The 24,252-nt window shown below is 70.2% G+C and carries 24 protein-coding genes and 1 tRNA gene; 6 read left to right on the plus strand and 19 right to left on the minus strand.

Going from position 1 to position 24,252, the window contains the following annotated elements; translation table 11 throughout:
- Positions 1-112: 112 nt before the first annotated feature.
- Both TR33_RS01175 and TR33_RS01180 read right to left on the minus strand, forming a co-directional pair.
- Positions 113-1,249, minus strand: coding sequence for an FAD-dependent oxidoreductase (locus tag TR33_RS01175; protein WP_042280929.1), 1,137 nt, complete (start codon positions 1,247-1,249; stop codon positions 113-115).
- 52 nt (positions 1,250-1,301) lie between these two features.
- Positions 1,302-1,886 carry a GNAT family N-acetyltransferase gene (locus TR33_RS01180; protein ID WP_014908934.1) on the minus strand — a complete coding sequence of 195 codons (585 nt, stop codon included), beginning with the start codon at positions 1,884-1,886 and terminating at the stop codon, positions 1,302-1,304.
- Positions 1,887-2,158: 272 nt separating this feature from the next.
- On the opposite strand from TR33_RS01180, the gene TR33_RS01185 reads away from it, so the two are divergent.
- Positions 2,159-2,977 carry a lipase family protein gene (locus tag TR33_RS01185; RefSeq protein WP_041561922.1) on the plus strand — a complete coding sequence of 273 codons (819 nt, stop codon included), beginning with the start codon at positions 2,159-2,161 and terminating at the stop codon, positions 2,975-2,977.
- 107 nt (positions 2,978-3,084) lie between these two features.
- The gene (locus tag TR33_RS01190; protein WP_042280931.1) at positions 3,085-3,603 is read left to right on the plus strand and encodes a GNAT family N-acetyltransferase; all 519 of its coding nucleotides are present in this window, start codon (positions 3,085-3,087) and stop codon (positions 3,601-3,603) included.
- A 14-nt stretch (positions 3,604-3,617) separates the two neighbouring features.
- On the opposite strand, the gene TR33_RS01195 is transcribed toward TR33_RS01190, so the two are convergent.
- Positions 3,618-3,691, minus strand: a tRNA-Pro gene (locus TR33_RS01195).
- A 155-nt stretch (positions 3,692-3,846) separates the two neighbouring features.
- On the opposite strand from TR33_RS01195, the gene TR33_RS01200 reads away from it, so the two are divergent.
- Together TR33_RS01200 and TR33_RS01205 are read left to right on the plus strand one after the other, a co-directional pair.
- Positions 3,847-4,785 (plus strand): helix-turn-helix domain-containing protein, encoded by a 939-nt coding sequence (locus TR33_RS01200; RefSeq protein WP_042280932.1) that lies wholly within the window; start codon positions 3,847-3,849, stop codon positions 4,783-4,785.
- The gene (locus TR33_RS01205; protein ID WP_017534017.1) at positions 4,782-5,342 is read left to right on the plus strand and encodes a dihydrofolate reductase family protein; all 561 of its coding nucleotides are present in this window, start codon (positions 4,782-4,784) and stop codon (positions 5,340-5,342) included. The genes TR33_RS01200 and TR33_RS01205 overlap by 4 nt, the downstream gene beginning before the upstream one ends.
- Here the strand turns inward: TR33_RS01205 and TR33_RS01210 are convergent.
- Positions 5,321-5,860 carry a 2-thiouracil desulfurase family protein gene (locus tag TR33_RS01210; RefSeq protein WP_017534018.1) on the minus strand — a complete coding sequence of 180 codons (540 nt, stop codon included), beginning with the start codon at positions 5,858-5,860 and terminating at the stop codon, positions 5,321-5,323. The genes TR33_RS01205 and TR33_RS01210 overlap by 22 nt on opposite strands.
- A gap of 99 nt (positions 5,861-5,959) precedes the next feature.
- Between TR33_RS01210 and TR33_RS01215 the strand changes: the two genes are divergently transcribed.
- On the plus strand, positions 5,960-7,438 hold the full coding sequence (locus TR33_RS01215; RefSeq protein WP_042280933.1) for an MFS transporter: 1,479 nt from the start codon (positions 5,960-5,962) through the stop codon (positions 7,436-7,438).
- A 62-nt stretch (positions 7,439-7,500) separates the two neighbouring features.
- On the opposite strand, the gene TR33_RS01220 is transcribed toward TR33_RS01215, so the two are convergent.
- Positions 7,501-7,794 carry an AbrB/MazE/SpoVT family DNA-binding domain-containing protein gene (locus TR33_RS01220; RefSeq protein ID WP_014908618.1) on the minus strand — a complete coding sequence of 98 codons (294 nt, stop codon included), beginning with the start codon at positions 7,792-7,794 and terminating at the stop codon, positions 7,501-7,503.
- A 147-nt stretch (positions 7,795-7,941) separates the two neighbouring features.
- Here TR33_RS01220 and TR33_RS01225 point away from each other — a divergent pair, with 147 nt between their 5' ends.
- Entirely contained in the window at positions 7,942-9,099 is a 1,158-nt protein-coding gene (locus TR33_RS01225) for a DUF418 domain-containing protein (RefSeq protein WP_042280936.1), read from the plus strand.
- A gap of 67 nt (positions 9,100-9,166) precedes the next feature.
- On the opposite strand, the gene der is transcribed toward TR33_RS01225, so the two are convergent.
- From der to TR33_RS01295, 14 genes are all read right to left on the minus strand, one after another.
- Positions 9,167-10,600, minus strand: coding sequence for a ribosome biogenesis GTPase Der (gene der / locus TR33_RS01230; RefSeq protein ID WP_042280939.1), 1,434 nt, complete (start codon positions 10,598-10,600; stop codon positions 9,167-9,169).
- 195 nt (positions 10,601-10,795) lie between these two features.
- Entirely contained in the window at positions 10,796-11,485 is a 690-nt protein-coding gene (cmk, locus tag TR33_RS01235) for a (d)CMP kinase (protein ID WP_014912662.1), read from the minus strand.
- 77 nt (positions 11,486-11,562) lie between these two features.
- A complete protein-coding gene (locus tag TR33_RS01240; RefSeq protein ID WP_387606900.1) occupies positions 11,563-12,729 on the minus strand; it encodes a prephenate dehydrogenase in 1,167 nt (388 codons plus the stop codon).
- 30 nt (positions 12,730-12,759) lie between these two features.
- Positions 12,760-13,122, minus strand: coding sequence for a chorismate mutase (gene aroH / locus TR33_RS01245; RefSeq protein WP_017534025.1), 363 nt, complete (start codon positions 13,120-13,122; stop codon positions 12,760-12,762).
- A 100-nt stretch (positions 13,123-13,222) separates the two neighbouring features.
- Positions 13,223-14,959 (minus strand): pseudouridine synthase, encoded by a 1,737-nt coding sequence (locus TR33_RS25790; protein ID WP_084570168.1) that lies wholly within the window; start codon positions 14,957-14,959, stop codon positions 13,223-13,225.
- The gene (gene scpB / locus TR33_RS01255) at positions 14,946-15,536 is read right to left on the minus strand and encodes an SMC-Scp complex subunit ScpB (protein ID WP_014909296.1); all 591 of its coding nucleotides are present in this window, start codon (positions 15,534-15,536) and stop codon (positions 14,946-14,948) included. Before scpB ends, TR33_RS25790 begins: the two co-directional genes overlap by 14 nt.
- Entirely contained in the window at positions 15,533-16,393 is an 861-nt protein-coding gene (locus TR33_RS01260; protein WP_026124903.1) for a segregation and condensation protein A, read from the minus strand. Before TR33_RS01260 ends, scpB begins: the two co-directional genes overlap by 4 nt.
- Before the next feature lie 116 nt (positions 16,394-16,509).
- Positions 16,510-16,935 (minus strand): hypothetical protein, encoded by a 426-nt coding sequence (locus TR33_RS01265; protein ID WP_234305720.1) that lies wholly within the window; start codon positions 16,933-16,935, stop codon positions 16,510-16,512.
- Positions 16,932-17,891, minus strand: a complete 960-nt coding sequence (locus TR33_RS01270; RefSeq protein WP_014912154.1) for a ParA family protein — start codon at positions 17,889-17,891, stop codon at positions 16,932-16,934. Before TR33_RS01270 ends, TR33_RS01265 begins: the two co-directional genes overlap by 4 nt.
- A gap of 307 nt (positions 17,892-18,198) precedes the next feature.
- Complete coding sequence (locus TR33_RS01275; RefSeq protein WP_042280945.1) at positions 18,199-19,236, minus strand: site-specific tyrosine recombinase XerD; 1,038 nt, start codon at positions 19,234-19,236, stop codon at positions 18,199-18,201.
- Positions 19,237-19,250: 14 nt separating this feature from the next.
- Positions 19,251-19,919 (minus strand): NUDIX domain-containing protein, encoded by a 669-nt coding sequence (locus tag TR33_RS01280; RefSeq protein WP_042280947.1) that lies wholly within the window; start codon positions 19,917-19,919, stop codon positions 19,251-19,253.
- Between the two features lie 44 nt (positions 19,920-19,963).
- On the minus strand, positions 19,964-21,604 hold the full coding sequence (locus TR33_RS01285) for a CTP synthase (RefSeq protein WP_014910226.1): 1,641 nt from the start codon (positions 21,602-21,604) through the stop codon (positions 19,964-19,966).
- A 314-nt stretch (positions 21,605-21,918) separates the two neighbouring features.
- A complete protein-coding gene (locus TR33_RS01290) occupies positions 21,919-22,842 on the minus strand; it encodes a hydroxymethylglutaryl-CoA lyase (RefSeq protein ID WP_042280949.1) in 924 nt (307 codons plus the stop codon).
- Between the two features lie 92 nt (positions 22,843-22,934).
- Positions 22,935-23,930: a GNAT family N-acetyltransferase gene (locus tag TR33_RS01295; RefSeq protein WP_014911540.1), complete on the minus strand. Its 996-nt coding sequence runs from the start codon at positions 23,928-23,930 to the stop codon at positions 22,935-22,937.
- Positions 23,931-24,252: the final 322 nt, after the last annotated feature.

Raw genomic sequence — 24,252 nt, forward strand, 5'->3', positions numbered from 1 at the left:
GTCGAAGGCGTCGAACCTTCGGAAGGTTAGTGACATATCGAGAGAACGCCCACCGATTTTCGCGTTCCACCGCGAGGGCCGGACCCCACGTTGGAGGCGCCCGGGACGGGGGTCAGCCGGCTCGGCCCGCCGACGTCCGGACGCCGCTCCTCTCCAGTTCGGCCATGACCTGGCGGGCGACGGCCCGACCGGCCCGGTTCGCGCCGATCGTGCTCGCCTGCGGCCCGTATCCGGCCATGAACAGCCGAGGGTCGCGGACCGAGCGCCCGTCGCGCACCCACATCCCTCCTCCGGGTTCGCGCAACCGCAACGGGGCCAGGTGGGACAGTTCGGCGCGGAAGCCGGTGGCCCAGATGATGGCGTCCACCCGTTCGAACGAGCCGTCCTCCCAACGGACCCCGTCGGGTTCGATCACCGAGAACATCGGGCGGGCCACCAGGAGTCCGCGGTCGCGGGCGGCCAGGTTCGCGGGGGTGGCGGGCAGGCCGGTTCCGCTGATGATGCTCGGCAGCGGTCTCCCCGACCGGGCCGCCTCGTCGGCGGCGCGCACCGCCTTGACACCGCCCTTCGGGTCGTTCACGAAGGTGACCGGACGCCGGGTGACCCAGATCGTCTCGGCCGCCACGCCTTCGAGTTCGCGCAGGAAGCCGACCGCCGAGGTACCGCCTCCCACCACCAGTACCCTCCGGCCGGAGAACTCCGCCGCCTCCCTGTACTCGGGGGTGGAGAGCTGTCGGCCTCGAAAGTCGGCGATACCCGGCATATGAGGCCGGAACGGTCGCGCCCAGGTACCGGAGGCGTTCACCACCACCCGGGCCTCGATGTCCCCCGCGGTGGTCGTGGCCGACAGCCCCTCGCCCTCGTCATGGACCCCGGTGACGTGGACCGGCCGCGCCACCCTCAGGTCGAAGAAGCGCTCATAGCGGTCGTAGTACTCGCGCACCACGTCCCGGGCCGGGCGTTCGACGTCGGCGGTCGCGAAGCTCAGACCCATCTCGCGCATCCCGGGAAGGTCGTCGACCTTGTGGGCGTCGTCCAGGCGCAGCGACTCCCAGCGGAACTGCCAGGCCCCGCCGGTGGCGGGCCCTCGGTCCAGGACGACGAGGTCGGTCCCGGGTTCCAGTCCGAGGCGTCGTAGATGCCAGGCGGCCGAGAGACCGGCCTGGCCCGCACCGATGATCACCACGTCCGTCGAGGCGGGGAGCGTCCCCGCTCCCGTGGCCTCGTTCCGTTCGACCAGGTCCGTCATCGCCGATCCCTTCGTCCACCGTCGACAGTGGGCAACAACGGGGAATCCGCGTTCATGCCTCCCCTTCGAAGGTTCGAGCGGAACTCACATCCGCCTCGCCTTTCGGGAGGACCGGCCGCTGGAACAACGCTCCGCTCCCCCGCCCCGGACACCGGACCGTGCGAAGGTGCCGAAACCCTCGTTCGCGGTAGTACCGGTGCAGGGCGTGGTTGGTACGCCAACAGTCCAGGCGGAGCCAGTGCCTCCCCTGGGCGGCGGTCCGAGCACAGGCCCATTCCAGGAAGGCGTCTCCGAGCCCACCGCCGCGTTCTCCCGCACGGACCATGAACTTGTAGAGGTAGAAGGCGTCGGCGAGGTCGTCTTCCTCGTTCCAGAAGTCGAGGTCGGGCCCTCCCAGGGTGAGGGTCGCGTCGATCCTCCCTCCTCGATCGACGACCCACGTCGTGCCGGAGGCGACCCCCGCCTCGATGTCCGCGATGGCGCGGGCGGTGTCGTGCCACTGGTCCGATCCGATGGAACGCAGCCACTCCGCCGCGGCCACGCGCAGTTCTATGAGGGTGGGAACGTCGTCCGGTCCGGCCCGTCGGGGGATCGTGTCGAGTCCGGGAGGCCCGGTCTCCCCTCTTGTCGCCGCCATCGTCGCTCCTCGCGGGCTTCGTCTCCGTACCGTCGTCGACGAGTGTGCCCGACGACGAGGAGAAACGGTCCGTTCCACGAAAGGTTCGGGAGAGAGATCTGGAATTCCAGGTGTCCAGGTCCGGGAGAAGGCGGCCCGCCCGCAGGGCCGAGGGGACGGCCCCTCCCGGCCGAAGAGCCGGAAGGACGGCCGGGACGGCCGTGTCCGGGCTCTTCGAACGGAACAAGGATGTTACAGATGGTGACGACATCGATCCGCACGGGAGTCGTCACATGACCGCGATCACCTTCGACCACACCGCCACGGGCTACGGACTGCCCCACGTCCGCTGCCTGGCCCACGCCGCGCGGCTGGCCTACAAGGACGAGACCGAGGTGGAGGAGACGGCGCGGGGCTGGGGGTTCGACCGTGTGCGCTCCTTCCGGGTGCCGCTCAGCCGCCCCTTCGTCCTGGAGGACACCCAGGCCTACGTCATGGCGGGCGACGACATGATCGTCATCGCCTTCCGAGGAACCGAGCCCGAACAGGTCCGCGACTGGCTCTCCGACGTCAACGCGCCCCAGGTCCGCGAACACTCCTGCGAGGGCCGGGTCCACTGGGGCTTCCAACGCGCCTTGGACGCGGTCTACTCGGAGCTTTCCGGCACTCTGCGGGAGTTCCGGGACTCCGACCAGACTGTGTGGGTCACCGGGCACAGCCTGGGCGGAGCACTGGCCATGCTGGCCGCCGCCCGCCTGCACTTCGCCGACGACGTCCTCGCGGACGGCGTCTACACGTTCGGGCAGCCCCGGACCTGCGATCCCGCCCTGGCGCGGGCCTACGAGCAGGCGTTCCAGGGAAGGATGTACCGCTTCGTCAACAACAACGACATCGTCGCCCAGGTGCCGCCCGAGCCGCTCTACCGTCATGTCTCCGAAGTCCGGCACATCGACGCCGGCGGACGGATCCGCGAGAAGCCGATGTCCGTCCTGGGCGGCCTGACCGACTCGTTCGAGGGGCACACCGCCGACGTGTTCTCCCCCGGCGCGGACGCCCTCCGCGACCACTCCATGAACGCCTACATCACCCACCTCGACGCCGCCGCGCGCTGAGGGGTCCACCACGTGTCCGTGGCCGTCGAAGCGCGTCCATGTGTCCAGAGCCTTCGAGGTGGAAAACGCGTAGCCCGTCTGGCTCCCCCGTGGTTACGCTGCGCCCCATGGGCATCGAGATTCGTGACCACATCACCGAGGACCGCGAGGCCGTGGTCGCTCTGTCCCTACGCGCATGGGAGCCCGTACACGCTTCGATCGCCCGAGTCCTGGGACCGAAGATCTACGCACGGGTCGTCGGGGACTGGAGTCGGGCCCAGAGCCGGGACGTCCGGGCCGCCTTGGACTCCGAGGAGATGCGAACCCGGGTGGCGGTGACCGACCGGATCGCCGGATTCTCCACGGTCAGGCTCGACCGGAAGGAGGGCATCGGAGTACTGCACATGCTCGCGGTCGATCCGGAATGGCAGGGCCGAGGAGTGGGGAGGGAACTCGTCGCTGAGGCCGAACGGTTCATGCGCGAGGAGGACATGAAGGTCGCCCTCGTCGAGACCGGAGGCGATCCGGGTCACGCTCCCGCTCGAGCCGTCTACGAGGAGGCCGATTACACCGGCATGCCGGTGGTTCACTATTACAAGGCCCTCCGAGCGGGTCGGGGACACGAAGAAGGGCGTTCACCCAGGTGAACGCCCTTCGCCCGTCGGGACGGCGGGATTTGAACCCACGACCCCTTGACCCCCAGTCAAGTGCGCTGCCAAACTGCGCTACGTCCCGTGCGGTGGACCGGCGCCGTCTCCGGCGCGGCCAACGGGGAAGACTCTATCGCATCTTTCGGGGCGTTCGCACCACGAGGCACGGCCGCCGAAGGACGCGCGGGGTGCGCAAGAACGGTCAAGCGCGTGACGGGCCTCCGTGAACATACTGGTCACATGAGTCAGCCCACCGCCGAACCGCCCTCGGGCCGTGATCGTCTGCGCGAACTCCTCGACGCCGTCCTGCACGAGGACAACGCCCGCCTGAGCGACATGGCCGGACAGGCCCACGCCTCGCCGTTCCACTTCAGCCGTACCTTCTCCCGGGACACCGGAGAGTCACCGGTGGCGTTGCGCCGCCGGGTACTGCTGGAGCGGGCCGCCTGGCAGATCGGACAGGGCACCACCGTCACCGACGCGGCCTTCACCGCGGGATACGAGTCGGTGGAGGGGTTCATCCGGGCGTTCTCACGCGCCTTCGGTCATCCGCCGGGCGCGACCACCAAGGGCAGCGAACGGTGGCTGGAGGCGCCCAACGGCGTCCACTTCCATCCGCCGTTCCACCTGTGGGTGGAGGAGGGCTCGCCGCGGCGGAACGGCATGGAGCCGACCGTGCTCCAGATCCACCACGACGTCGACGACACGACCCACCTCATCGAGCTGGCCTCGCGCCTGTCGGAGCAGGAGTACCGGGCCACGCGCGCCCCCGGCCGGACCGTCCTGTCGTGGGACGGACCCGAGGAGTCGATCGCCCGCACGCTGGAGCTGCTGGTGAAGAGCAAGGAGGTCTGGCTGGCCTCCATCGAGGGAGCGGACTTCCCCGAGCCGGCCGCCGACGACCCGGAATCGCTCCGGGAGAGGCACCGTGCGGCGGGGGCTCGGTGGATCGCCACCGTCGACGACATCGGACGCCGAGGCGCCTGGGGCGACCGGCTCATCGATGCCCTGTGCGACCCGCCGGAGAGCTTCTCCCTGGTGGGCGTCGTAGTGCACGTGCTCACCTTCGCCGCGCACCGCCGCCAGCTCGTGCGACAGATGTTGCGCGAGGCGGGTGTGGCGGTGGATCACGGAGACCCCATCGAATGGCTACAGAGACACTACGGAGGAACGACATGACCAGGACCGTCTACGAGACCGCCACCAGCCTGGACGGGTTCATCGCCGACCCGGACAACTCACTGGACTGGCTGTTCGCTGTGGAGGGCGCGCAACCGGGCGAGGAGAATTCCGAGGCGATCGACAGCACCGAGGCGTTCATCAGGAGCGCCGGGGCGATCGTGTTGGGGGCGACCACCTACGAATGGATCCTCACCCATGAAGGGGGCGACCCGTGGCCCTACGAGGCGGCCACCTGGGTGCTCACCCATCGCGACCTGCCCCGGGTGAAGGGGGATCTGCGTTTCGCCCGGGCGGACACCGACGAGGAACTGCGCGCTCTGCACGCGGAGATGGTCCGGGTCGCCGACGGCCGGGACATCTGGGTGGTGGGCGGAGGACGGATCGCCGCCGACCTGGCCCGTCTGGGGCTGTTGGACGAGGTGCGGGTGTCGATCGCGCCCATCTCCCTGGGCGGGGGCGCGCCCCTGCTGGACGGGCGCGTCGAACTGCGCCCCCTGGAGGTCGAGCGGGCCGGCGCCTTCGCCTGTCTGCGCTATGAGGTGGTCAAGCCCTGACCAGGAGGGGTGGCGTGCCCGTCGGTCGACTCGACCTCGGCCAGCAGGCGCGCCGCCTCGGCCACCTGGTCCTCATCGAGCACGGCGATCCCGTGCTCGCGGAGCAGGTGGGCGGTGACCCCCTCCCCCGGCACCTTGACCCCGGAGAAGGTCCCGTCGTAGACCTCGCGTGACCCACAGGAGGGGCTGGACTGTTTGAGCAGGGCCACGGCGACCCCGTGGGCCCGGGCGGTGGCCAACGCGGAACGGGCACCGGAGACGAAGTGCTCGGTCACGTCCACGCCCTCGGGGGTGAGGATGCGTGCCCGGCCGGCGAGCACGTCCGCGGCGTCGGCGCCGGGTTCGATCTCCGCCGGGGGCCGGGGCACCGGCAACCCCCCGGAGATCTCGGGGCAGTGCACGACGAGTCGCCCCTCCCGCCGCCAGCGTTCGACCGCGGCGTCGTCCACCGGCTTGGCCCGACCGTCGTAGCGGACCCTGCGCCCCATCAGGCAGGCGCTGACCAGCACTTTACGCATGCGACCACGCTACCCTCCGGCCGACACGTTCAAATCCCACGGCCCCCTCGCACATGGTGCTTATGTAGGTACGCAAGGTGACGCGACCGAGGGAGAGACGTGAGCGACACACGACCCGGAGGCGGCTCGTCCTCCGACGATGCCCGAAGCCTGCGGACCGAACATCGCACCACACGCAAGGCCGTCACCGCGGCCGCGATCGGTAACGCGACCGAATGGTACGACTTCGGTGTCTACAGCTACCTGGCGGTCACGATCGGGCTGGTCTTCTACCCCTCCCAATCGGGGGGCGTCCAGCTCATCGCCACCTTCACCACCTTCGCGGCGGCGTTCCTGGTGCGTCCGCTCGGCGGTATGTTCTTCGGCCCCCTCGGAGACCGGATCGGGCGTAAGCACGTACTCGCCTTCACCATGCTGTTGATGGCGGTGAGCACCTTCGCGATCGGCCTGATCCCCTCGGCCGACACCATCGGCATCGCCGCACCGATCCTCCTGTTGCTCGCCCGCATGACACAGGGCTTCTCCACCGGAGGCGAGTACGGCGGCGCCACCACCTTCATCGCCGAGTACGCGCCCGACAGACGCCGCGGTTTCCTCTCCTCGTGGCTGGAGTTCGGCACGTTCAGCGGCTATATCGGCGGCGCCGGCATCGTCACCCTGCTGACGTTGTTCCTCGGCGACGAGACGATGCTGGCCTGGGGTTGGCGCATCCCCTTCCTGCTGGCCCTGCCGCTCGGCGCGATCGGTCTGTACCTGCGGGTCAAGCTGGAGGAGACCCCCGTCTTCGACCAGAACACCGACGGCTTCGCCAAGGACGCCGGTGGCGCGCGCCGCAAGGGGCAACTCCGCGAGACCATCCTCGAGCAGGGGCACGCCATCCTGCTGTGTCTGGGCCTGGTGATGGTCTTCAACGTCAACAACTACATGGTGACCGCCTACCTGCCCACCTACCTGGACTCCTCGCTCGGCTACAGCACCACCATGGGGCTGGTCGCGACCTTGGGCGCGATGGTGTTCATGCTGGCCGCCGTGACCCTGGTCGGAAGGGCGAGCGACCGGGTGGGTCGCAGGCCCATCCTGTTCTCCGGCAGCCTGTTCGCGATCGTGCTGTCCCTACCGGCCTTCTGGCTGCTGCAACAGGGGAACCTGTGGTCGGTCGCCTTCGGTGTGCTGGTCCTCGCCATCACCCTGGTGCACTTCTCCGGGGCCGCCCCGGCGGCTCTGCCGGCCTTCTTCCCGACCAAGGTCCGCTACGGCGCCCTGGCGATCAGCTTCAACATCTCGGTCTCACTGTTCGGTGGCACGACCCCGTTGATCTCGGAGTCGCTGGTGCAGTCCACCGGCAACCTGTACGCCCCGGCCTGGCTGCTGATGATCGCCGGCGCGGTGGGCGTCGTGGTCGTATGGCGGATGCCCGAGAGCGCGGGGCGTCCGCTGCCCGGGGCACCGGCCATCCCGGTGCCGGAGAAGATCGCGCGGGGCGCCTCTCCCACCCCTCCCCATCCCCGGGACGGGGAGGACTCGGAGTGGCGCTCGCCCGGAGGCAACGTGCGCAGGCTGCCCTCCGAGTCCGACTGACCCGAACGCGCCGAGGGCGCTCCGTCGGTGCGACGGAGCGCCCTCGGCGCGTTCGCGGGGGCTCAGCCCTCCCGCTTCTCGTCCTCGCCCGTCTCACCGGGGTCGTCGGTGTGCTCCCGGATCGCCGACATCAACAGCGACGAGGATTCGAGCTGACCCATGAGCCGGTCGACCGTCATCAGGGCGAGCCCCTGCGCGGGGTCTCCCAGGACGAGCAGTTTGTCGCCCGGCGCGATGCCCAGGTCTCGGCGGGCCTTCGCCGGCAGCGAGATCTGACCGCGTTCGCTCACGGTCACCGCGCCGTAGAACCCCCGGCCACCGGGCCCGTAGGAAGCGCCGTCCTCCTTCTCGGCCACCTGGTCACCACCTTCTCCACATGTTCCGCACAGCCTATCAAGCGGATCATGCCGGGCCCCGGCTCCGTTTCCCCCTCTCGACCGCGCCATGCTTTACATGATTTACATGACATATCATGTACGAGAACGCCTCGCAGAGGAGGAACCGTGACCACCAGCGCGCCCCGAGCGCTCGCCCCCGATCTGGCCCGTGGCGCCATGCTCCTGGCCATCGCCTTCGCCCACGCCCCCTTGTACGTCCTGGCCATCGACCACGGCCCCCTCGCGGCGAACCGGATCGCCCTCGCCTTCCACGACCTGTTCGTCGGCAACCACGCCCGACCGATGTTCGCGTTCCTGTTCGGCTACGCCCTCGTCCAGATGCTGGAACGCCGTACCTCCCGAGGCGACGACCCTGCCGATGTCCGGGCCATGCTGCGCCGCCGAGGTCTGTGGCTGATCGTCTTCGGCACGGCCCACCTCCTCCTGGTGCCCATCGACATCCTGGCCGCCTACGGAGTCGCCTCGCTCGTGCTCGTCGGCCTCCTCCGAGTACGGGACCGCACCCTGCTGTGGGTCGGCGCCCTCACCCTGATCCCCGGCACCCTGCTCTCCGGTCTCCCGCTGCTCCTGGCCCTCCCCCAGGGCCTGACCACCTTCGACATCGGCGCCCTGACCCTGCCCGCCGGCGGTGACACGGGCTCCCTGTACCTGGAACGCCTCCCCGGCGCGCCGATCGGAACGTTCGTCGGAACCGTGCTGGTGACGCCCGGTGTGATCGCCGGCATGTGGGCGGCCCGGCGTGGACTGCTGGAGGCCCCCGAACGCCACCGCGCCTTCCTGATCCGCGCCGTCGTGGTGACCATGGTGATCTCCTGTCTGGGAGCCCTGCCCTCGGTCCTGGCCCAGACCGGCCTGTGGCAGCCCTCGACGACGGCCGCGCTCTGGACCGCGGCCATGCTCCAGCCGCTCACCGGCTACTTCGGCGGCTTCGGCATGGCCGGGGCCATCGCGCTGATCGCCCTCCGGGCCGCGCGGACCCGGGGCCCGCTGACCACCGCGGTGGTCGCACTGGGACAGCGCTCCATGACCTTCTACCTGTTCCAGAGCGTGGCGTTCATGGCGGTGTTCGCCCCCATCGCCTTGGGCCTGCACGACCGCGTAGGACTGAGCGGAGCGCTGGTGGTGGCCACGCTCGTCTGGCTGGTGTCGTTGGGCGCCGCCGAACTCATGCGCCGTCGAGGCCTGCGAGGCCCCGCGGAGAGTCTGCTCAGGCGTCTGGTCTCCGGCGGGACCACTCGATCGAAGGCACCGGCCTCGACCTGACCCCCGGAAACGCCACGAGGGCCCACCCGGAACGATCCGGATGGGCCCTCGGCGCCGTCGAAGAGGGTCAGCGGCGCCCGCGCTGATTGCGGTCGGGACGCACGCTGCCCTTGGAGGCACGCCCCTGAACACCGTTCTTCTTCTCCCGAATGCGCATGCTGATGTGCACCGGGGTCCCCTCGAAGCCGAAGTCCTCGCGCAGACGACGCTCGATGAACCGGCGGTAGTTCTCCTCGAGGAAACCGGTCGTGAACAGGATGAAGTGCGGAGGGCAGGCACCCGCCTGGGTCGCGAACAGGATCTTGGGCTGCTTGCCGCCGCGTACCGGCGGCGGGGTGGCCGCCACCAGCTCCTTGAGCCAATTGTTGAGCTGCCCGGTCGGGATGCGCTGGTTCCACCCGTTCAGGCTGGTCTCGATGGCCGGAACGAGCCGCTCCATGTGCCGGCCGGTCGCCGCGGAGATGTTCACCCGGGGGGCCCAGGAGACGCGGGAGAGCTGCCGGTCGATCTCCTTCTCCAGGTAGATGCGGCGCTCCTCGTCGAGGATGTCCCACTTGTTGAAGGCCAGGACCAGGCCGCGGCCGGCCTCGACGACCTGCTCCACCACCCGGATGTCCTGTTCGGCGAGCGGCTCGCTGACGTCCATCAGCACCACCGCCACCTCGGCCCGCTCCAAGGCCGTGCCGGTCCGCATAGTCGCGTAGTAGTCGGCTCCCTGAAGGGCACGGAACCGGCGGCGGATACCGGCGGTGTCGATGAACTTCCAGGTCTTGCCGCCCAGCTCGATCAGCTCGTCGACCGCGTCCCGGGTGGTCCCCGCCACCGAGTCCACGACCACGCGGTCCTCGCCGGCCAGCCGGTTGAGCAGGCTGGACTTGCCCACGTTGGGACGGCCGAGCAGGGCCACGCGCGGCGGGCCGTCCTCACCGTCACGATCGTCGTCGCCCTCCGGGACCTCGGGGAACGACGACACCAGGGCGTCGAGGAGATCGCCGGTCCCACGACCGTGCAGGGCGCTGATGGGGAAGGGCTGGCCCACGCCGAGGTTCCACAGGTCGAGGGCGTCCGCCTCCTGCTGACCGCCGTCGACCTTGTTCGCGGCCAGGACCACGGGACGCTTGGTGGCGCGCAGGACGCGGGTGACGGCGGCGTCGGCGTCGGTGATGCCGACCGTCGCGTCCACCACGAACAGGATCACGTCGGCGGTCTGCGCGGCGTACTCGGCCTGACGGGCGACCATCGCGGCCAGACCGGCGACACTGGTCTCCCAACCACCGGTGTCCACCAGCGTGAAGCGCCGGGTCTGCCACTCGGCGTCGTAGGCGACGCGGTCACGGGTCACGCCCGGCACGTCCTCGACCACGGCCTCGCGGCGGCCGAGGATCCGGTTGACCAGACTGGACTTGCCGACGTTGGGGCGGCCCACGACCGCGACGACCGGCAGGGCCGGCTCGGGCCCCTCGGACTCGTATCCGATGTCGGACACGTCGAACTCACTCATTGCTCATAACTCCCGGTTGAAGGACCCCGCGCGCCCAGGATGCGTGCCGCGAGGCCACGAAGATTCGACGCGATCGCCACGTGAATCGATGGGGGCGCCCGTACGGGCGCCCGTGACCACCCTGAGGGAAACCCCTCGGGCGGGTGTCGTGATTCCCCCGAAGGGGAGGGTGTGGCCGGGCTCTCCCGGCCGGTACTACTCGCCGCCGGCCTCGTCGGCCAGCTTGACCACCAGGGCGATGACCTCGTCCAGGGTCAGCCCCGTCGTGTCCAGCTCCAAGGCGTCCTCGGTCCGGGTCAACGGAGAGTGCGCGCGGTTGGAGTCCAGACGGTCACGACGGGCCAGGTCGGCCTGGGTCGCGGCCACGTCGCCGGTGCGGACCTCCTTGCTGCGGCGCTGCGCGCGCGCCTCGGCACTGGCCGTGATGAACAGCTTCACCGGGGCCTCGGGGGCGACCACCGTGGTGATGTCGCGCCCCTCGACGACGATGCCCGCGCTCTCGGCACGGGCCGCCTCGATGACCTCGCGCTGGGTGCGCACGAGGAGCTCACGGGCCTCGGGCACGGCGGAGACCGCGCTGACGTTGGTGGTGACCCGCTCGCCGCGGATGTCCGCGGTCACGTCGTGGCCGTCCACCTTGACGGTGGGGTCGCCCGGGTCGGTGCCCATCGTGATGACCGGACGAGAGACCTCGGCGGCCACCGCCGCGGGGTCGGAGACGTCCACCCCGTGGTGCAGCATCCACCAGGTCAGAGCCCGGTACATGGCGCCGGTGTCGAGGTAGCGCAGTTCCCGCGCCTTGGCGACACCCTTGGCCGTGCTCGACTTGCCCGACCCGGAGGGACCGTCGATGGCGATGACGATTCCGGTGCCCTGCGCGCTCACTACTGCTGTCTCCCTCGAAGGTCCGCTTTGATCGACGCCTCAGCCTACCCGCGCGACGGGCGCCCTCGGACCAACTATCAGGCGCCGGGGTGCACCGACCAACCGTCCGCGGACAGGGCCTCAGCCAAGGTGTCCAGAACCTCGGGAAGCACGTACAGCTCGGCCACGCCCAGCGGCAGTCCGGGGCTGTGCTCGATCCGTACGTCCTCGATGTTGACCCCGGCGGTGGCCGCGGCCGCGAACAGCCTCCCCAACGCCCCTGGTTCGTCGGGGATGACCACCGGCATGACGGTGTACTCGGGACGGCTCACCGACCCGTGTTTGCCGGGGATGCGCCCATGCCCCACGCGCCCCCGCGACAACAGGTCCCGCACCGGTTCCAGAACGTCGACACCCTCGGCCGCCCCCGCCAGGGAACGCAGGGCCTCGGCGGTGGCGGCCAGGTCCTCGGCCACCTCGGCGAGCACCTCGGCCACCGGAAGGGCGTTGTGGGAGAGGATCTCCTCCCACATGGCCGGGTCTCCCCCGGCGATCCGGGTGACGTCGCGCACGCCCTGACCGGCCAGGGCCAGGGCCGTCTCGTCCCCTCCCGACAGACGCGCGGCCACCGCGGAGGAGGCCACGTGCGGGGCGTGCGAGACCAGGGCCACCGCGCGATCGTGGGCCTCGGCGTCCAGGATCAGCGGATCGGCGCCGCACACCCGGGCCAGCTCGATCACCGCGGCCACCGAACCGGGGTCGGCCTTACCGGTGGGACACAGGGCCCAGGAACGCCCCAGGAACAGGTCGGCGCGGGCCGCGCCGGGGCCGTGCTTCTCCCGTCCGCCCATGGGGTGGCCGGGAACGAAGGTCGCCATGTCGCATCCGGACCGTTCGGCCTCGCGCAGCACGCTCGCCTTCACACTGGCCACGTCGGTGTACACCTGGGCCAGTCCTCGGTTCTGGGCGTCGCGCAGCACCGCCGGCACGACGGCCGGCGGCGCGGCGATCACCGCGAGGTCGGCCGGGGCCGAGGAGGCGTTCTCCTCCAAGGGGCGGCCGGCGCCGAGGTCACAGGCCAGTCGCAACGAGGAGGCGTCCGGATCCGAGAGGGCGACGTCCACGTCATGGGCGCGCAGGGCCAGCGCGATCGACGTACCGATCAGACCGGTACCGATCACCGTGACCCGCCGCAGATCGCTCCGGCGCCCCTCGGCGTCCTCGTTCACCTTCACCGTTCCCCCGGCCCCCCGACGTGTGTCCACGCCACCAGCGTACGGCCTCTCCGGCCGTGGCTACTGCGCGATGTCCAGGCGCAACGCCTGGGCGCCGCGCAGGTAGACGTGCTGGACCTCGGAGCGGGGACGCTCGGTCTCCACGTGCGCCATGAGCCGCACCACACGCGGCAGGGCGTGCGGGACCGCGATCTCGGTCGCGCACATCAACGGGACGTCGGAGAAACCGACCTCGCGCGCGGCCAACGCCGGGAACTCGCACGTCAGGTCGGGGGTGGCGGTGAACAGCACGCTGATCACGTCGTCCGTGGTGAGACCGTTGCGCTCCATCACCTCGGAGACCAGTTCGGCCGTGGCCTCCAGCACCTGCTCGCGTTCGTTCGCATCGACCTGCACCGCACCGCGGATGGCCCGTACCGCCACGTTCTTCCCGCCTCGTCGTCGTCTCTCCCCGCTCCCCGAAGGAGAACGGCGGCCGCCCCACCATGGGACGGCCGCCGTCAACTGTATCGACAGACTCGGGTCACAGACCCGCGACCTTGTACAGTTCGCCGATCTCACGCGAGCTCAGCGCGCGCATCGTGCCCAGCCTCAGGGTGTTCAGGTCGATCGGGCCGACCTGGGTACGGGCCAGGTCCGTGACCGGGTGGCCCACCTCCTCCATGAGACGACGCACGATGTGCTTGCGCCCCTCGTGGAGTCGGATCTCCACCATGGCCTGCTGGCTGTCGTTGTCGACCACGCGGAAGGAGTCGACCTCGACGGGGCCGTCCTCCAGCTCGATGCCCTTCTCGATCTCGCGCACCACACGGTGCGGCACCGGGCCGGGCACCTTCGCGATGTAGGTCTTGATGACCTTGTAACGCGGGTGCGTGAGCCGGTTGGCGAGCTCACCGTCGTTGGTCAGCAGGATCAGACCCTCGGTCTCGGTGTCCAGCCGACCCACGTGGAAGATGCGCTCCTCGGTCTGCCCCGTGTAGTCGGCCAGGGTCGGACGACCCTGGGGGTCCCACATGGTGCTGACCACGCCACGCGGCTTGTTCAGCGCGAAGTACAGCTTGTCCGGGGCGGTGACCACACGCATGCCGTCGACCCGGATCTCGGAGGCCTCCGGGTCCACCCGGGCGCCGAAGCGACGGACGATCTGACCGTCGACGCTGACGCGACCGGCGGCGATCATCTCCTCGCTGGCGCGACGGCTGGCGACACCGGCGGCCGCGAGGGCCTTCTGTAGACGGATGCCGTCGGGGACGTCCGTGTAGGTGTCACGGTCCTCGCCGGAGTGACGGTCCTCATCGCGCGGGTCGTAGTCGGCGCGCAGCGCGTTGAGACGCTCACGGGCCGCCTTGGAGAGCTGGTTCTCGCTCTTGACCGCGCCACCGGTCGGGGCCTGGTCGCGACGTCCCTGGTAGCGGTCGCGACGGTCGTCGCGGCCGGAGGAACGACGGTCGTCGCGGCGCGGGCGCTCGTCACGGTCGAAGCGGCCACCGCCACCACGCCGATCGTCACGCCGGTCCTGGGGACGGCCACCGCCGCGCCGGTCGTCACGACGATCGTGGGAACGACCGCCGCGGTCGTCACGGTCGAAGCGGCCACCGCCGCGCCGGTCATCACGCCGCTCGAAGGAACGACCACCACGGTCGTCACGACGGTCATAGGAACGGCCACCACGGTCATCACGACGATCGCGATCACCGCGGAACCCACCACGGTCCCGGTCGTCACGGCGCGGACGCTCATCACGGTCGAAGCGGCCACCGCCACCACGCCGATCGTCACGCCGCTCGAAGGAACGACCACCACGGTCGTCACGGTCGAAGGAGCGACCACCGCGATCCCGGTCGTCACGGCGTCCCTGGAAACCACCACGCCGGTCGTCGCGTCGCTCGAAGGAGCGGCCACCACGGTCATCGCGACGGTCACGGTCACCGCGGAACCCACCACGGTCCCGGTCGTCACGGCGCGGACGCTCATCACGGTCGAAGCGGCCACCGCCACCACGCCGGTCATCACGCCGCTCGAAGGAACGACCACCACGGTCGTCACGACGGTCATAGGAACGGCCACCACGATCGTCACGCCGATCACGGTCACCACGGAACCCACCACGGTCCCGGTCGGGACGTCCGCCACCCCGGCGGTCGTCACGGTCGAAGGAACGGCGGCCTCGGCCGCCTCGGTCGTCATAGTCGCCGCGCTCACCGCGCGGGGCGTATCCGCCCCGCTCACCGCGGGGACGGTCGTTATCAGTTGTGCTCACCGGTGTCGTCAAGACCTTCGATGTCGTCGGGGAGGAACGGCGCCAGATCAGGCAGCTCGTCGAGGCCGCGCAGGCCCAGCCGTTCCAGGAAATAGGAAGTGGTCCGGTACAACAGGGCACCGGACTCGGGGTCGTGACCGGACTCTTCGATCAGGCCCCTCAGTACGAGGGTACGCATGACCCCGTCACAGTTGACCCCGCGTACCGCGGAGACCCTGCCACGGGAGACCGGCTGACGGTAGGCGACCACCGCCATCGTCTCGAGGGCCGCCTGGGTCAGGCGTACCTCCTGCCCCTCCTTGAGGAAGTGCTCGACGATGTCGGCGCATTCGGGACGCGTGTACACACGCCAGCCCTCGGCCACCGCCCGTAGGTCGAAACCACGGCCCTGTTCGGTGTATTCCCGTGACAGGTCCTCCAGGGTACGCGTGACCACGTCGAGTGGGACACCCAACGCCTTGGCCAGGTCGTACTCGGACACCGGCTGGTCGACGACCATGAGGACCGCCTCCAGGTCACGGCGCAGGGTCGGCGGCGCCACGGCCGCCTCGTCCGTCCCGGCGTACTCCGTCGTCATCGTCCGTCCCCCGTATCGGCGGGTGCCACCGCCTCGTCGTATTCGGTCTCCACCTCGACCTCACGGTCCCCTCCGGTCCAGGTCACGATGAGCTCGCCCAACGGTTCGGGCTGGTCGAACCCCACGTTCGAGGCGCGGTACAGCTCCAAGAGCGCCAGGAAACGGGCCACCACCTCGAAGGTTCCGGTACAGCCCGCCGTGAGCCGGGCGAAGGACAACCGTCCGTGCTCTCGCAGCTCGGCGACCATCAGCTCGCCCTGCTCCTTGACCGAGGTTTTGGTCTGGTGGATGTGCGTGACCGGGACGCTCGGCGGCTCCTTGGGGGTGAACACCATCCCCGCGAGCGCCGCGAACTCCTGAGGGCCCAGCTTGAACAGCACGTCGGGACGCATCCCCGCGAACCGTTCCTCCAACGGCACGGCCCGAGCGTAACGGCGCCCCTGCGAGGCCAACCGCTCGCGCATATAGGAGGCGACCTCCTTGTAGGCCCGGTACTGGAGCAGCCGGGCGAACAACAGGTCGCGCGCCTCCAACAGGGCCAGATCCGCCTCGTCCTCCACGTCCCCACGTGGAAGCAGCCGCGCCGCCTTCAGGTCCAACAGGGTGGCCGCCACCAGCAGGAAGTTGCTGGCCTGGTCCAGATCCCAGTCGTCACCGTGCGCCCGGATGTGCGCGATGAACTCGTCGGTGACCTTCGACAGGGAGACCTCGGTGATGTCGAGCTTGTGCTTCGAGATCAGCGCGAGGAGCAGGTCGAAGGGGCCCTCGAAGTTGTCCAGGTGCACCTGGAAGGCGTTCTCGTCGACCTCGTCCACGCCCCCGGCGGACGGAGGGACCCCCTCCGGGTCAGTCGCCATGGCGGGCCCACGTCTTCTCACTCATAGGACAAGGGTGTCACCGATTCGGAGCCGCGCGTGACGGGCCGTGCCCGGACCACCCCACGGGGGGCGTCCGATCCGGGTGCGCGGCCCGCTCAGTCCTCGCTCAACCGACGTACCAGCATGCTGCCCGCGCCGTTCTCCTCGAAGTCGGCGAGCAGGACGGCCACCGCCTCCCGGACCAGACGCCCCCGGTCGGCCGACAGCCCGTGCTCGGCGCGCAGCGACAGTCGGGCCTGTTCCAGGGCCAACAGCTCCGCACCGGAGATGTAGACGGTGATCTTCTCGTCGTGACGCTGGCGACCACTGGGCTTGGGGGCCCGACGCACCGCGCCGTCGCCCTTGACTCCGTGGCCGTCCCCGGCGTCGTCCGCCCCACGGGGCCGCCGTCTCTCGACGTCGTCCCCGTTCGTCTCCTGTCGTTCCTGCTCCGGTACCTTGTGCCGGCTCTCGGCCTCCGACTGTTCCCCGTCGGGCCCGGAGGGGCGGAAGAAGAGTTCGTCCGCCCCGGGTAGCGTCACGCGCCGTGACCGCTGAGAGGCCACCTCGCCAGCACCTCCTTGGCCAGAGCACGATAGGCGTTGGCCCCGGCCGAGGAGGAGTCGAACCTGGTGATGGGCTCGCCCGCCACGGTGGCGTCCGGGAACCGCACGGTGCGATTGATGACCGTACCGTAGACCTTGTCGCCGAACCCGTCCACGATCGTGGACAGCACCTCACGGGCGTGCAGGGTCCGCGGGTCGTACATGGTGCCGAGGAAACCGTCGATGACCAGGTCCTCGTTGAGGCGCTCCTGGACCTTCTGGATGGTGTCCATCAGCAACGCCACACCGCGCAGCGCGAAGAACTCGCACTCCAACGGCACGATGACGCCGTCGGCCGCGGTCAGCGCGTTGACGGTGAGCAGGCCCAACGAGGGCTGGCAGTCGATCAGGATGACGTCGTAGTCGTTGATGACCGGACGCAGCGCCCTCGCCAGCATCTGCTCACGGGCCACCTCGCCGACCAACTGCACCTCGGCCGCCGACAGGTCGATGTTGCTCGGAATGAGGTCCAGGCCGTCGACGTCCGTCTTGAGCAGGACGTCCTCGACCGTCACGTCCCGCTGCATGAGCAGGTTGTAGACGGTCAGGTCCAGCTCACGCGGGTCCAGACGGCCCAACCCCACCGACAGCGCGCCCTGCGGGTCGAAGTCGACCAGCAGTACCCGTCTGCCGTACTCCGCGATGGCGGCACCGAGGTTGATGGTGGTGGTGGTCTTACCGACCCCACCCTTCTGGTTACAGAGTGCTACAATCCGTGCCGGGCCGTGTTCGTCCAGCGGCTCCGGCTCCGGAAACGCCCGCTCGGGTCTCTTGGTGTGCAGATCGGCCCCCGTGTTGCGTGTCGTCCCCCACGGGTTGTTCACCGGGTCGGCGGAGGTGTCCCCGCCGACGGGTGCGGTGTTCGCCGCCTCGTCGTACTCCGACCAGTTCACAACCCTTGACCTCCCCTACGGACCGGCCACGGCCCGATGGGACTCCTGACGTCCCCCACGACTCGACCGCCGTCGGAAACTCAATATGTCGACAGCAACGTACCTTCGTGCGGCGACTCTAGAACGGCGACACGGCGCACTTCAACATGATCCGACGAGTATTCCTCACCGTGCGGACCGAGGGTGTTCGGACGCGTACGCCCTTCCATCTCGTAGGAGAAGAGTACACACCGGACACCCCTGCCCCGCCCCGCGCGAAGCCGCCTCCCCTCCGCCCGGACGCCCTCGGACCGCCGCACGCCCCGTGTCACCGGGCCGCCCGTCGCGCACGCGGATGGCTTGAGGCGTACACCTCACGCAGCCTCTCCACGGTCACCAGCGTGTAGACCTGGGTGGTGGTGACCGAACTGTGCCCCAGCAGCTCCTGGACCACCCGGATGTCGGCCCCGCCGTCGAGCAGGTGGGTGGCGAAGGAGTGCCGCAGGGTGTGCGGAGAGATCCCCTCCGCACCGGCCCGTTCGGCCACCGCCGACAGCAGCGCCCACCCACCCTGCCGGGTCAGCCTTCCACCCCGCGCGTTGACGAACAACGCCGGCCCACCGCGGCCGGAAGCGGCCAGGGTCGGCCGGGCCCGGGTCAGGTACCCGCCGAGCGCGCGACGGGCGTGCGAGCCCAACGGCACCAGACGTTCACGCTCGCCCTTACCTCGGAAACGCACCAGCCCGACCCGATCTCCGGCGTCGACCGCGTCGGCGACGTCGTCCACGTCCAGACCGACCGCCTCCGAGATCCGGGCCCCCGTACCGTAGAGCAGCTCCAACAGGGCACGGTCGCGCAGGGCCAACAGGTCGGGGCGCTGGTCCGAGGCGGGGGCCTCCTCGGGCCCCGCCGCCTCCAACAACCCTTCGACCACCTCCAACGGGACGGCCTTGGGCAGGCGCATCGGCGTCGACGGCGGAGTCACCTCGACGGCGGGGTCCTCCGCCGCCCAGCCCTCCCGCACGGCGAACCGGTGCAGGCCCCGCACCGCCGCCAGGGTGCGCCCGGCCGAGGCCGCGCTCAACGGCCCGTGCTCCTCGTCGCCCTCGCGCAGCACCGAGAGAAAGCGTCCCACCCGTGCCGGGGTCACCCCGCCCAGGTCGTCGACGCCGCTCTCCTCCAGATGGTCGATGTAACGGCGCAGATCACGCCGGTACGCGGCGAGAGTGTTACCGGCCAACGCGCGCTCCGCGCTCAGATGGTCGAGGAAGGCGGCGCGCGCCCGCTCCAGCGGCCCACGCTCCGCCCCTTCGGCCGAGCCGTTCGGGCCCTCGACGTCCGCCCCGCCCTCTCCGGGGTCGATCACCCGTCCCCTTCCCGTCAGTCGTCGGAGGCCTCGGGCAGGGCGGCGAACCCGTCCCCGGAGGCGGCGTGGGCGGCCAGGACACCGATGAGCGTGGCACCGTTGTGGAGTCGATCGGCGAGCACGGCGCGCACCGTCTCCTCCAACGGCAACCACTCCGAGGCCAGGTCGGTCTCCTCGTGCTCGCGCACGAAGTCGATCTCCTCCTCCGGCACCTCGGACAGGTCCCGGGCCAGGAAGATGTGGATCCGCTCGTTGGAGAAACCGGTGCTGGGGAAGAAGGCGGGCAGCCGATGCCAGGTGGCGGCCCTCAGACCGGCCTCCTCCACCAGTTCACGACGCGCGGTGGCCAACGGCCCCTCGCCCTCCGCGTCGAGGACGCCCGCCGGCAGCTCCCACAGGGTGTGCCCCGTGGGGTGCCGGTACTGGCGCTGAAGTAGAACCCGGCCCTGATCGTCCAAGGCCACGATCGCCGCGGCCCCGGGGTGGTCCATGTAGTCGCGGGCGGCCACGGTCCGCCCCTCGCCGCCGGCCCCGGGCATCTCCACCCAGTCGGTGCGCATCCCGCACTTGGGCCCGCGGTAGCGCTCCTCGGAACGCTCCACCGGCCATGACTCGGGGGCGTCCGCGACCCGCGCGTACGCCCCCGACGTCTCGTTCTCGATCCGACGGGTCTGGTCGGCCATACGGCCCCTCTCAAAGACCGGGCCCCACCCGTCGGTTCCGCTCGCTAGGGCTCCTGGTGCTCCAGCGCGGCGGAGATCAACCCGCGGAAGAGCGGGTTGGCGTTGGTCGGGCGGGACCGCAGCTCCGGGTGCGCCTGCGTCGCGATGAAGAACGGGTGGGCGTCCCGGGGCAGTTCCACGTACTCCACCAGCTTGCCATCGGGGGAGAGCCCGGAGAACACCAGACCCGCCTCCTCCAGCCTGGAACGGTAGGCGTTGTTGACCTCGAAACGGTGCCGGTGACGCTCGGAGACCTGCGCCCGACCGTCGTAGAGCTCCCGGGCCAGGGTGCCCTCGCCCAGGTCGGCCGGGTACAGACCCAGCCGCATGGTGCCGCCCATGTCGCGGTCACCGGAGACCACGTCCTGCTGGTCGGCCATGGTCGCGATCACCGGGTCGACGGCCTTGTCGTCGAACTCGGTGCTGTTGGCGCCCTCCAGGCCGAGCACGTTGCGGGCGTACTCGATGACCAGACCCTGAAGACCGAGGCAGATGCCGAGCAGCGGCACCTTGTTCTCACGCGCGTAGCGGATGGCGCCGAGCTTGCCCTCGATACCGCGCACCCCGAAACCACCGGGGATGAGGATGCCGTCGGCTCCGTCGAGCTCGGCGGCCGCGCCCGAGGGGCTGGCGCAGTTGTCGCTGGCCACCCAGCGGATGTTCACCCGCGTGTCGGTGGCGAAACCGCCGGCGCGCAACGCCTCGCTGACCGACAGGTAGGCGTCGGGCAGGTCGATGTACTTGCCGACCATGGCGATGGTGACCTCGTGGTCGGGCTGGTGCACGCGGCGCAGCAGCTCGTCCCACTCCGTCCAGTCCACGTCGCGGAACGGCATGCCCAGCCGACGGACGACGTAGGCGTCCAGGCCCTCACGGTGCAGCACCTTGGGGATGTCGTAGATGGAGGGGGCGTCGGGGGTGGAGACCACACCGGACTCGTCCACGTCGCACATGAGGCTGATCTTGGACTTCAGGCTCTGGGTGATGGGCCGGTCCGAACGGCACACGATGGCGTCGGGCTGGATACCGATGCTGCGCAGGGCGGCGACCGAGTGCTGGGTCGGCTTCGTCTTCATCTCGCCGGACGGGCCGAGGAAGGGGATGAGCGACACGTGCAGGAAGAAGCAGTTCTCCCGGCCGATCTCGTGCCGGATCTGACGGACGGCCTCCAGGAACGGCTGCGACTCGATGTCGCCGACCGTGCCGCCGATCTCGGTGATGACGATGTCGACGTCGGGGGCGTCCATCGCGTAGATACGCGACTTGATCTCGTTGGTGATGTGCGGGATGACCTGCACGGTGTCGCCCAGGTAGGCGCCCTGGCGCTCCTTGGCGATGACACTGGAGTAGATCTGACCGGTCGTGACGTTGGCCGACGCGGACAGCTCCACGTCGAGGAAACGCTCGTAGTGGCCCACGTCCAGGTCGGTCTCGGCACCGTCGTCGGTGACGAAGACCTCACCGTGCTGGAAGGGGTTCATGGTCCCCGGGTCAACGTTGAGGTAGGGGTCCAGCTTCTGCATGGTGACCCGCAGGCCTCGCGACTTCAGGAGTCGACCCAGGCTGGAGGCGGTCAGGCCCTTGCCGAGACTGGAGGCGACGCCGCCGGTAACGAAAAGGTGCTTGGTACTCGCGGCGGATGCCAAAGTGTTGCTCCCGTGGTGTGATTGGCTACGGCGGGCTCGAACGAGCCGAGAGGCCGTGCGGCGGTCCGGGTCCGAGCGGCGGCGAGGGCCGTTCCAGCACGTCGGACTCCACGGGGCACCAGGATAACAGGCCCCCCGTTCGCCCACACCCGGGAACGCCCTCCGGGTCTCGGCTGTTCCCCGGGCTCCTTCGCGCGGCCCTCGGCAAGCCCGACGGACAGGGCGTTCACGTTCCCTCGCGCACCGGACGGGTGGCGAAGGCAACAGTCGGAGACCGCCCCGGATCGTTCACGGCCGGGGCGGCGATCCCTCGGTCAGGCGGGGAATCCGCCGGCGCGTCCCAGGTAGGCGGGCGGGGTCTTACCGAGCCGCTCCCCCATCCAGTCGCCCAGCGCCGCGGCCTCGGACAGGCCGATCCCCGTGCGCATCCCGCTCCGGTGCAGCAGGTAGAGCAGGTCCTCGGTGGCGATGTTGCCGGTCGCGGCGGGTGCGAAGGGGCAGCCCCCGAAACCGCCCAGGCTGGAGTCCAGCACGCGGACGCCCTCCTCCACGGCGGCCAGGGCGTTGGCGTAGCCCGTGTTCCGGGTGTTGTGGAAGTGGCAGCGCAGCGTCCGCCCGGGGGCGACCTCTCCGACCGCCCTCGTCAGCTCACGGACCTGGAAGGGCACGCCCACGCCGATGGTGTCGGCCAGCGCGATCTCCACGGCGCTCGTGTCGGCGACGCGCCGCGCCACCTCGCGCACCCGTTCCGTCGAGACCTCGCCGTCGAAGGGGCAGCCGAAGGCGGTGGAGATCGTGACGCTCAACGGCACCCCGGTGCCCTCCAAGGCCCGGTCCATGTCGGCCAGGGAGTCGAGCATCTCGTCGACGGTGGCCCCCTGGTTGCGGACGCTGAAGCCGTCGGTGGCCGGCACCGCCACGTTGATCTCGGAGACCCCGGCCGCCAGGGCCCGGTCCAGGCCACGACGGTTGAGGGCCAGGCCGATGAAGGAGGCCCCCGCCCCCCGGTCGACCCCGGCCATGATCTCCTCGGCCCCGGCCATCTGCGGTACCCGCTTGGGGTTGACGAAGCTGACCGCCTCGATCCGCCGGACCCCGGCGGAGACCGCCCGGTCGATCAACCGGATCCGGTCCTCGACCGACAGCACGGTGGACTCGTTCTGGAGGCCGTCGCGCGGACCCACCTCCACGATCTCCACCTGTTCGCCGCCCTCGGGCCCACGATCGTCCGCGGCCATCACAACCACCTCTCCCGCCCCATCGCGTTATCGCGCCCAGGCTAGTGGAGGCCGGTCGAGAGCCACGTCACCGGGGCTCCCCACCGTCGTGTTCAGCGCAGGGCGAGGGCGGGGCGGACCTCCCAGGTCGTCCACACCGGGCGGTAGCCCATCCGGTGCCAGAACGGCCCCGAGAGCGGGTTCATCTCCGCGTAGTTGAGCACCGACACCGCCACCCCGTGACTGTCCAGGGCCTGATGCGCCTGACTGACCAGAGCCGTACCGATCCCGTGGCCGCGCTCGGCGGCGGTCACCACCGCGTAGCCGATGTGCGCGATCGGGCGGGCGCGCACCAGGGACCTGGCCCAACGGGAACGCTCGGGCGGGGACACCCACAGCAGACCGACCGCGCGTCCCCGACGCTCGGCCAACCAGATCCACGAACGCGAACGGTTCAGCGCCCGCGCCGAGACCTTACGGGTCTGCTCGGCGGTGTCGGGCTGGAGGAAGACCCCGCCGAAGTGCTGCTCGTACCGGTGCTCCTCCATCAGCAACCCCACCACCTGGGTCAGGTCGCTGATGTCGGCCAGGCGGATCGTCACATCGCGCGGAGGCAGCGACGGCGGCACCCCGCGACGCCGCTGCCGGGCCGCGAGCACCGTGTAGGGCTGGAGGCCGTGACGTTGCAGCGGGATGATCCCCTCCACGTCCCGGGCCGGCCAGCTGACCAGGGCGGCCGACTCCGACCCGGTGCCGGTGGGCAGGTCCTCCAACTGGTCGCGCCAGCTGGTGAGCAGGGAGTCCAGGGCCCGCGCCGGTTCGGGGCCACCGACGATGGGGGTCAACCAGTGCTGGTCGGGGACGCCCCATATCCGGCCGACCTCGCCCGGCTGGTACCAGGTGTAGTGCATACTGCCCGCCGCCACGGGGTGGCCGTCCTCGTCGCTGACGGTCAGGAGGGGGTAGGAGTTGGGGGCGAAGCCCACGGGTTCGGGCAACAGGGGATCGGCGTCGGCCCAGCGTCGGGCGGCCGAACGCACCAACGGGTCGAGTCCGACGTCGCCCCCGGGAGACTCGTCGTGTCGCACCCGCGCGACGTAACCGCTCATCCACCCCTCCCCTAGCGGGTCCTTGCCAAGCGAACACCCACGGCCGCGGCCTCGCCGCGGCGCCCATGATCATCGTGCCCACCACGCGGACGTATCGGCGCGGTGGGGACGGAACGACCGTACCGCCTCATCCTGGCACCGATACGCGAAAACGGGGAACCGTACCGATGGTACGGACCATCCCGCCCTCCGTGGCGCCTCACACGAGTGCGGGTGGACGCGCTCCACGGTAACGGATCATGGCCCGCCCACCGAGGGCGGGGCGGTGCGTACGAGAGCGCGAGCGCCTGCCACATAGGGGTTTCGGAGTCCGCCCGGGGTG

The organism is Nocardiopsis alba (assembly GCF_000710955.1).
GTDB lineage: Bacteria > Actinomycetota > Actinomycetes > Streptosporangiales > Streptosporangiaceae > Nocardiopsis > Nocardiopsis alba.

What these genes read in the sequence shown, in the direction of transcription:
- TR33_RS01175 (WP_042280929.1), bottom strand. Translation starts at nt 1,249, where the DNA reads ATGACGGACCTGGTCGAACGGAACGAGGCCACGGGAGCGGGGACGCTC.
- TR33_RS01180 (WP_014908934.1), bottom strand. Translation starts at nt 1,886, where the DNA reads ATGGCGGCGACAAGAGGGGAGACCGGGCCTCCCGGACTCGACACGATC.
- TR33_RS01185 (WP_041561922.1), top strand. Translation starts at nt 2,159, where the DNA reads ATGACCGCGATCACCTTCGACCACACCGCCACGGGCTACGGACTGCCC.
- TR33_RS01190 (WP_042280931.1), top strand. Translation starts at nt 3,085, where the DNA reads ATGGGCATCGAGATTCGTGACCACATCACCGAGGACCGCGAGGCCGTG.
- TR33_RS01200 (WP_042280932.1), top strand. Translation starts at nt 3,847, where the DNA reads ATGAGTCAGCCCACCGCCGAACCGCCCTCGGGCCGTGATCGTCTGCGC.
- TR33_RS01205 (WP_017534017.1), top strand. Translation starts at nt 4,782, where the DNA reads ATGACCAGGACCGTCTACGAGACCGCCACCAGCCTGGACGGGTTCATC.
- TR33_RS01210 (WP_017534018.1), bottom strand. Translation starts at nt 5,860, where the DNA reads ATGCGTAAAGTGCTGGTCAGCGCCTGCCTGATGGGGCGCAGGGTCCGC.
- der (WP_042280939.1), bottom strand. Translation starts at nt 10,600, where the DNA reads ATGAGTGAGTTCGACGTGTCCGACATCGGATACGAGTCCGAGGGGCCC.
- scpB (WP_014909296.1), bottom strand. Translation starts at nt 15,536, where the DNA reads ATGACGACGGAGTACGCCGGGACGGACGAGGCGGCCGTGGCGCCGCCG.
- TR33_RS01260 (WP_026124903.1), bottom strand. Translation starts at nt 16,393, where the DNA reads ATGGCGACTGACCCGGAGGGGGTCCCTCCGTCCGCCGGGGGCGTGGAC.
- TR33_RS01280 (WP_042280947.1), bottom strand. Translation starts at nt 19,919, where the DNA reads ATGGCCGACCAGACCCGTCGGATCGAGAACGAGACGTCGGGGGCGTAC.
- TR33_RS01290 (WP_042280949.1), bottom strand. Translation starts at nt 22,842, where the DNA reads ATGGCCGCGGACGATCGTGGGCCCGAGGGCGGCGAACAGGTGGAGATC.
- TR33_RS01295 (WP_014911540.1), bottom strand. Translation starts at nt 23,930, where the DNA reads ATGAGCGGTTACGTCGCGCGGGTGCGACACGACGAGTCTCCCGGGGGC.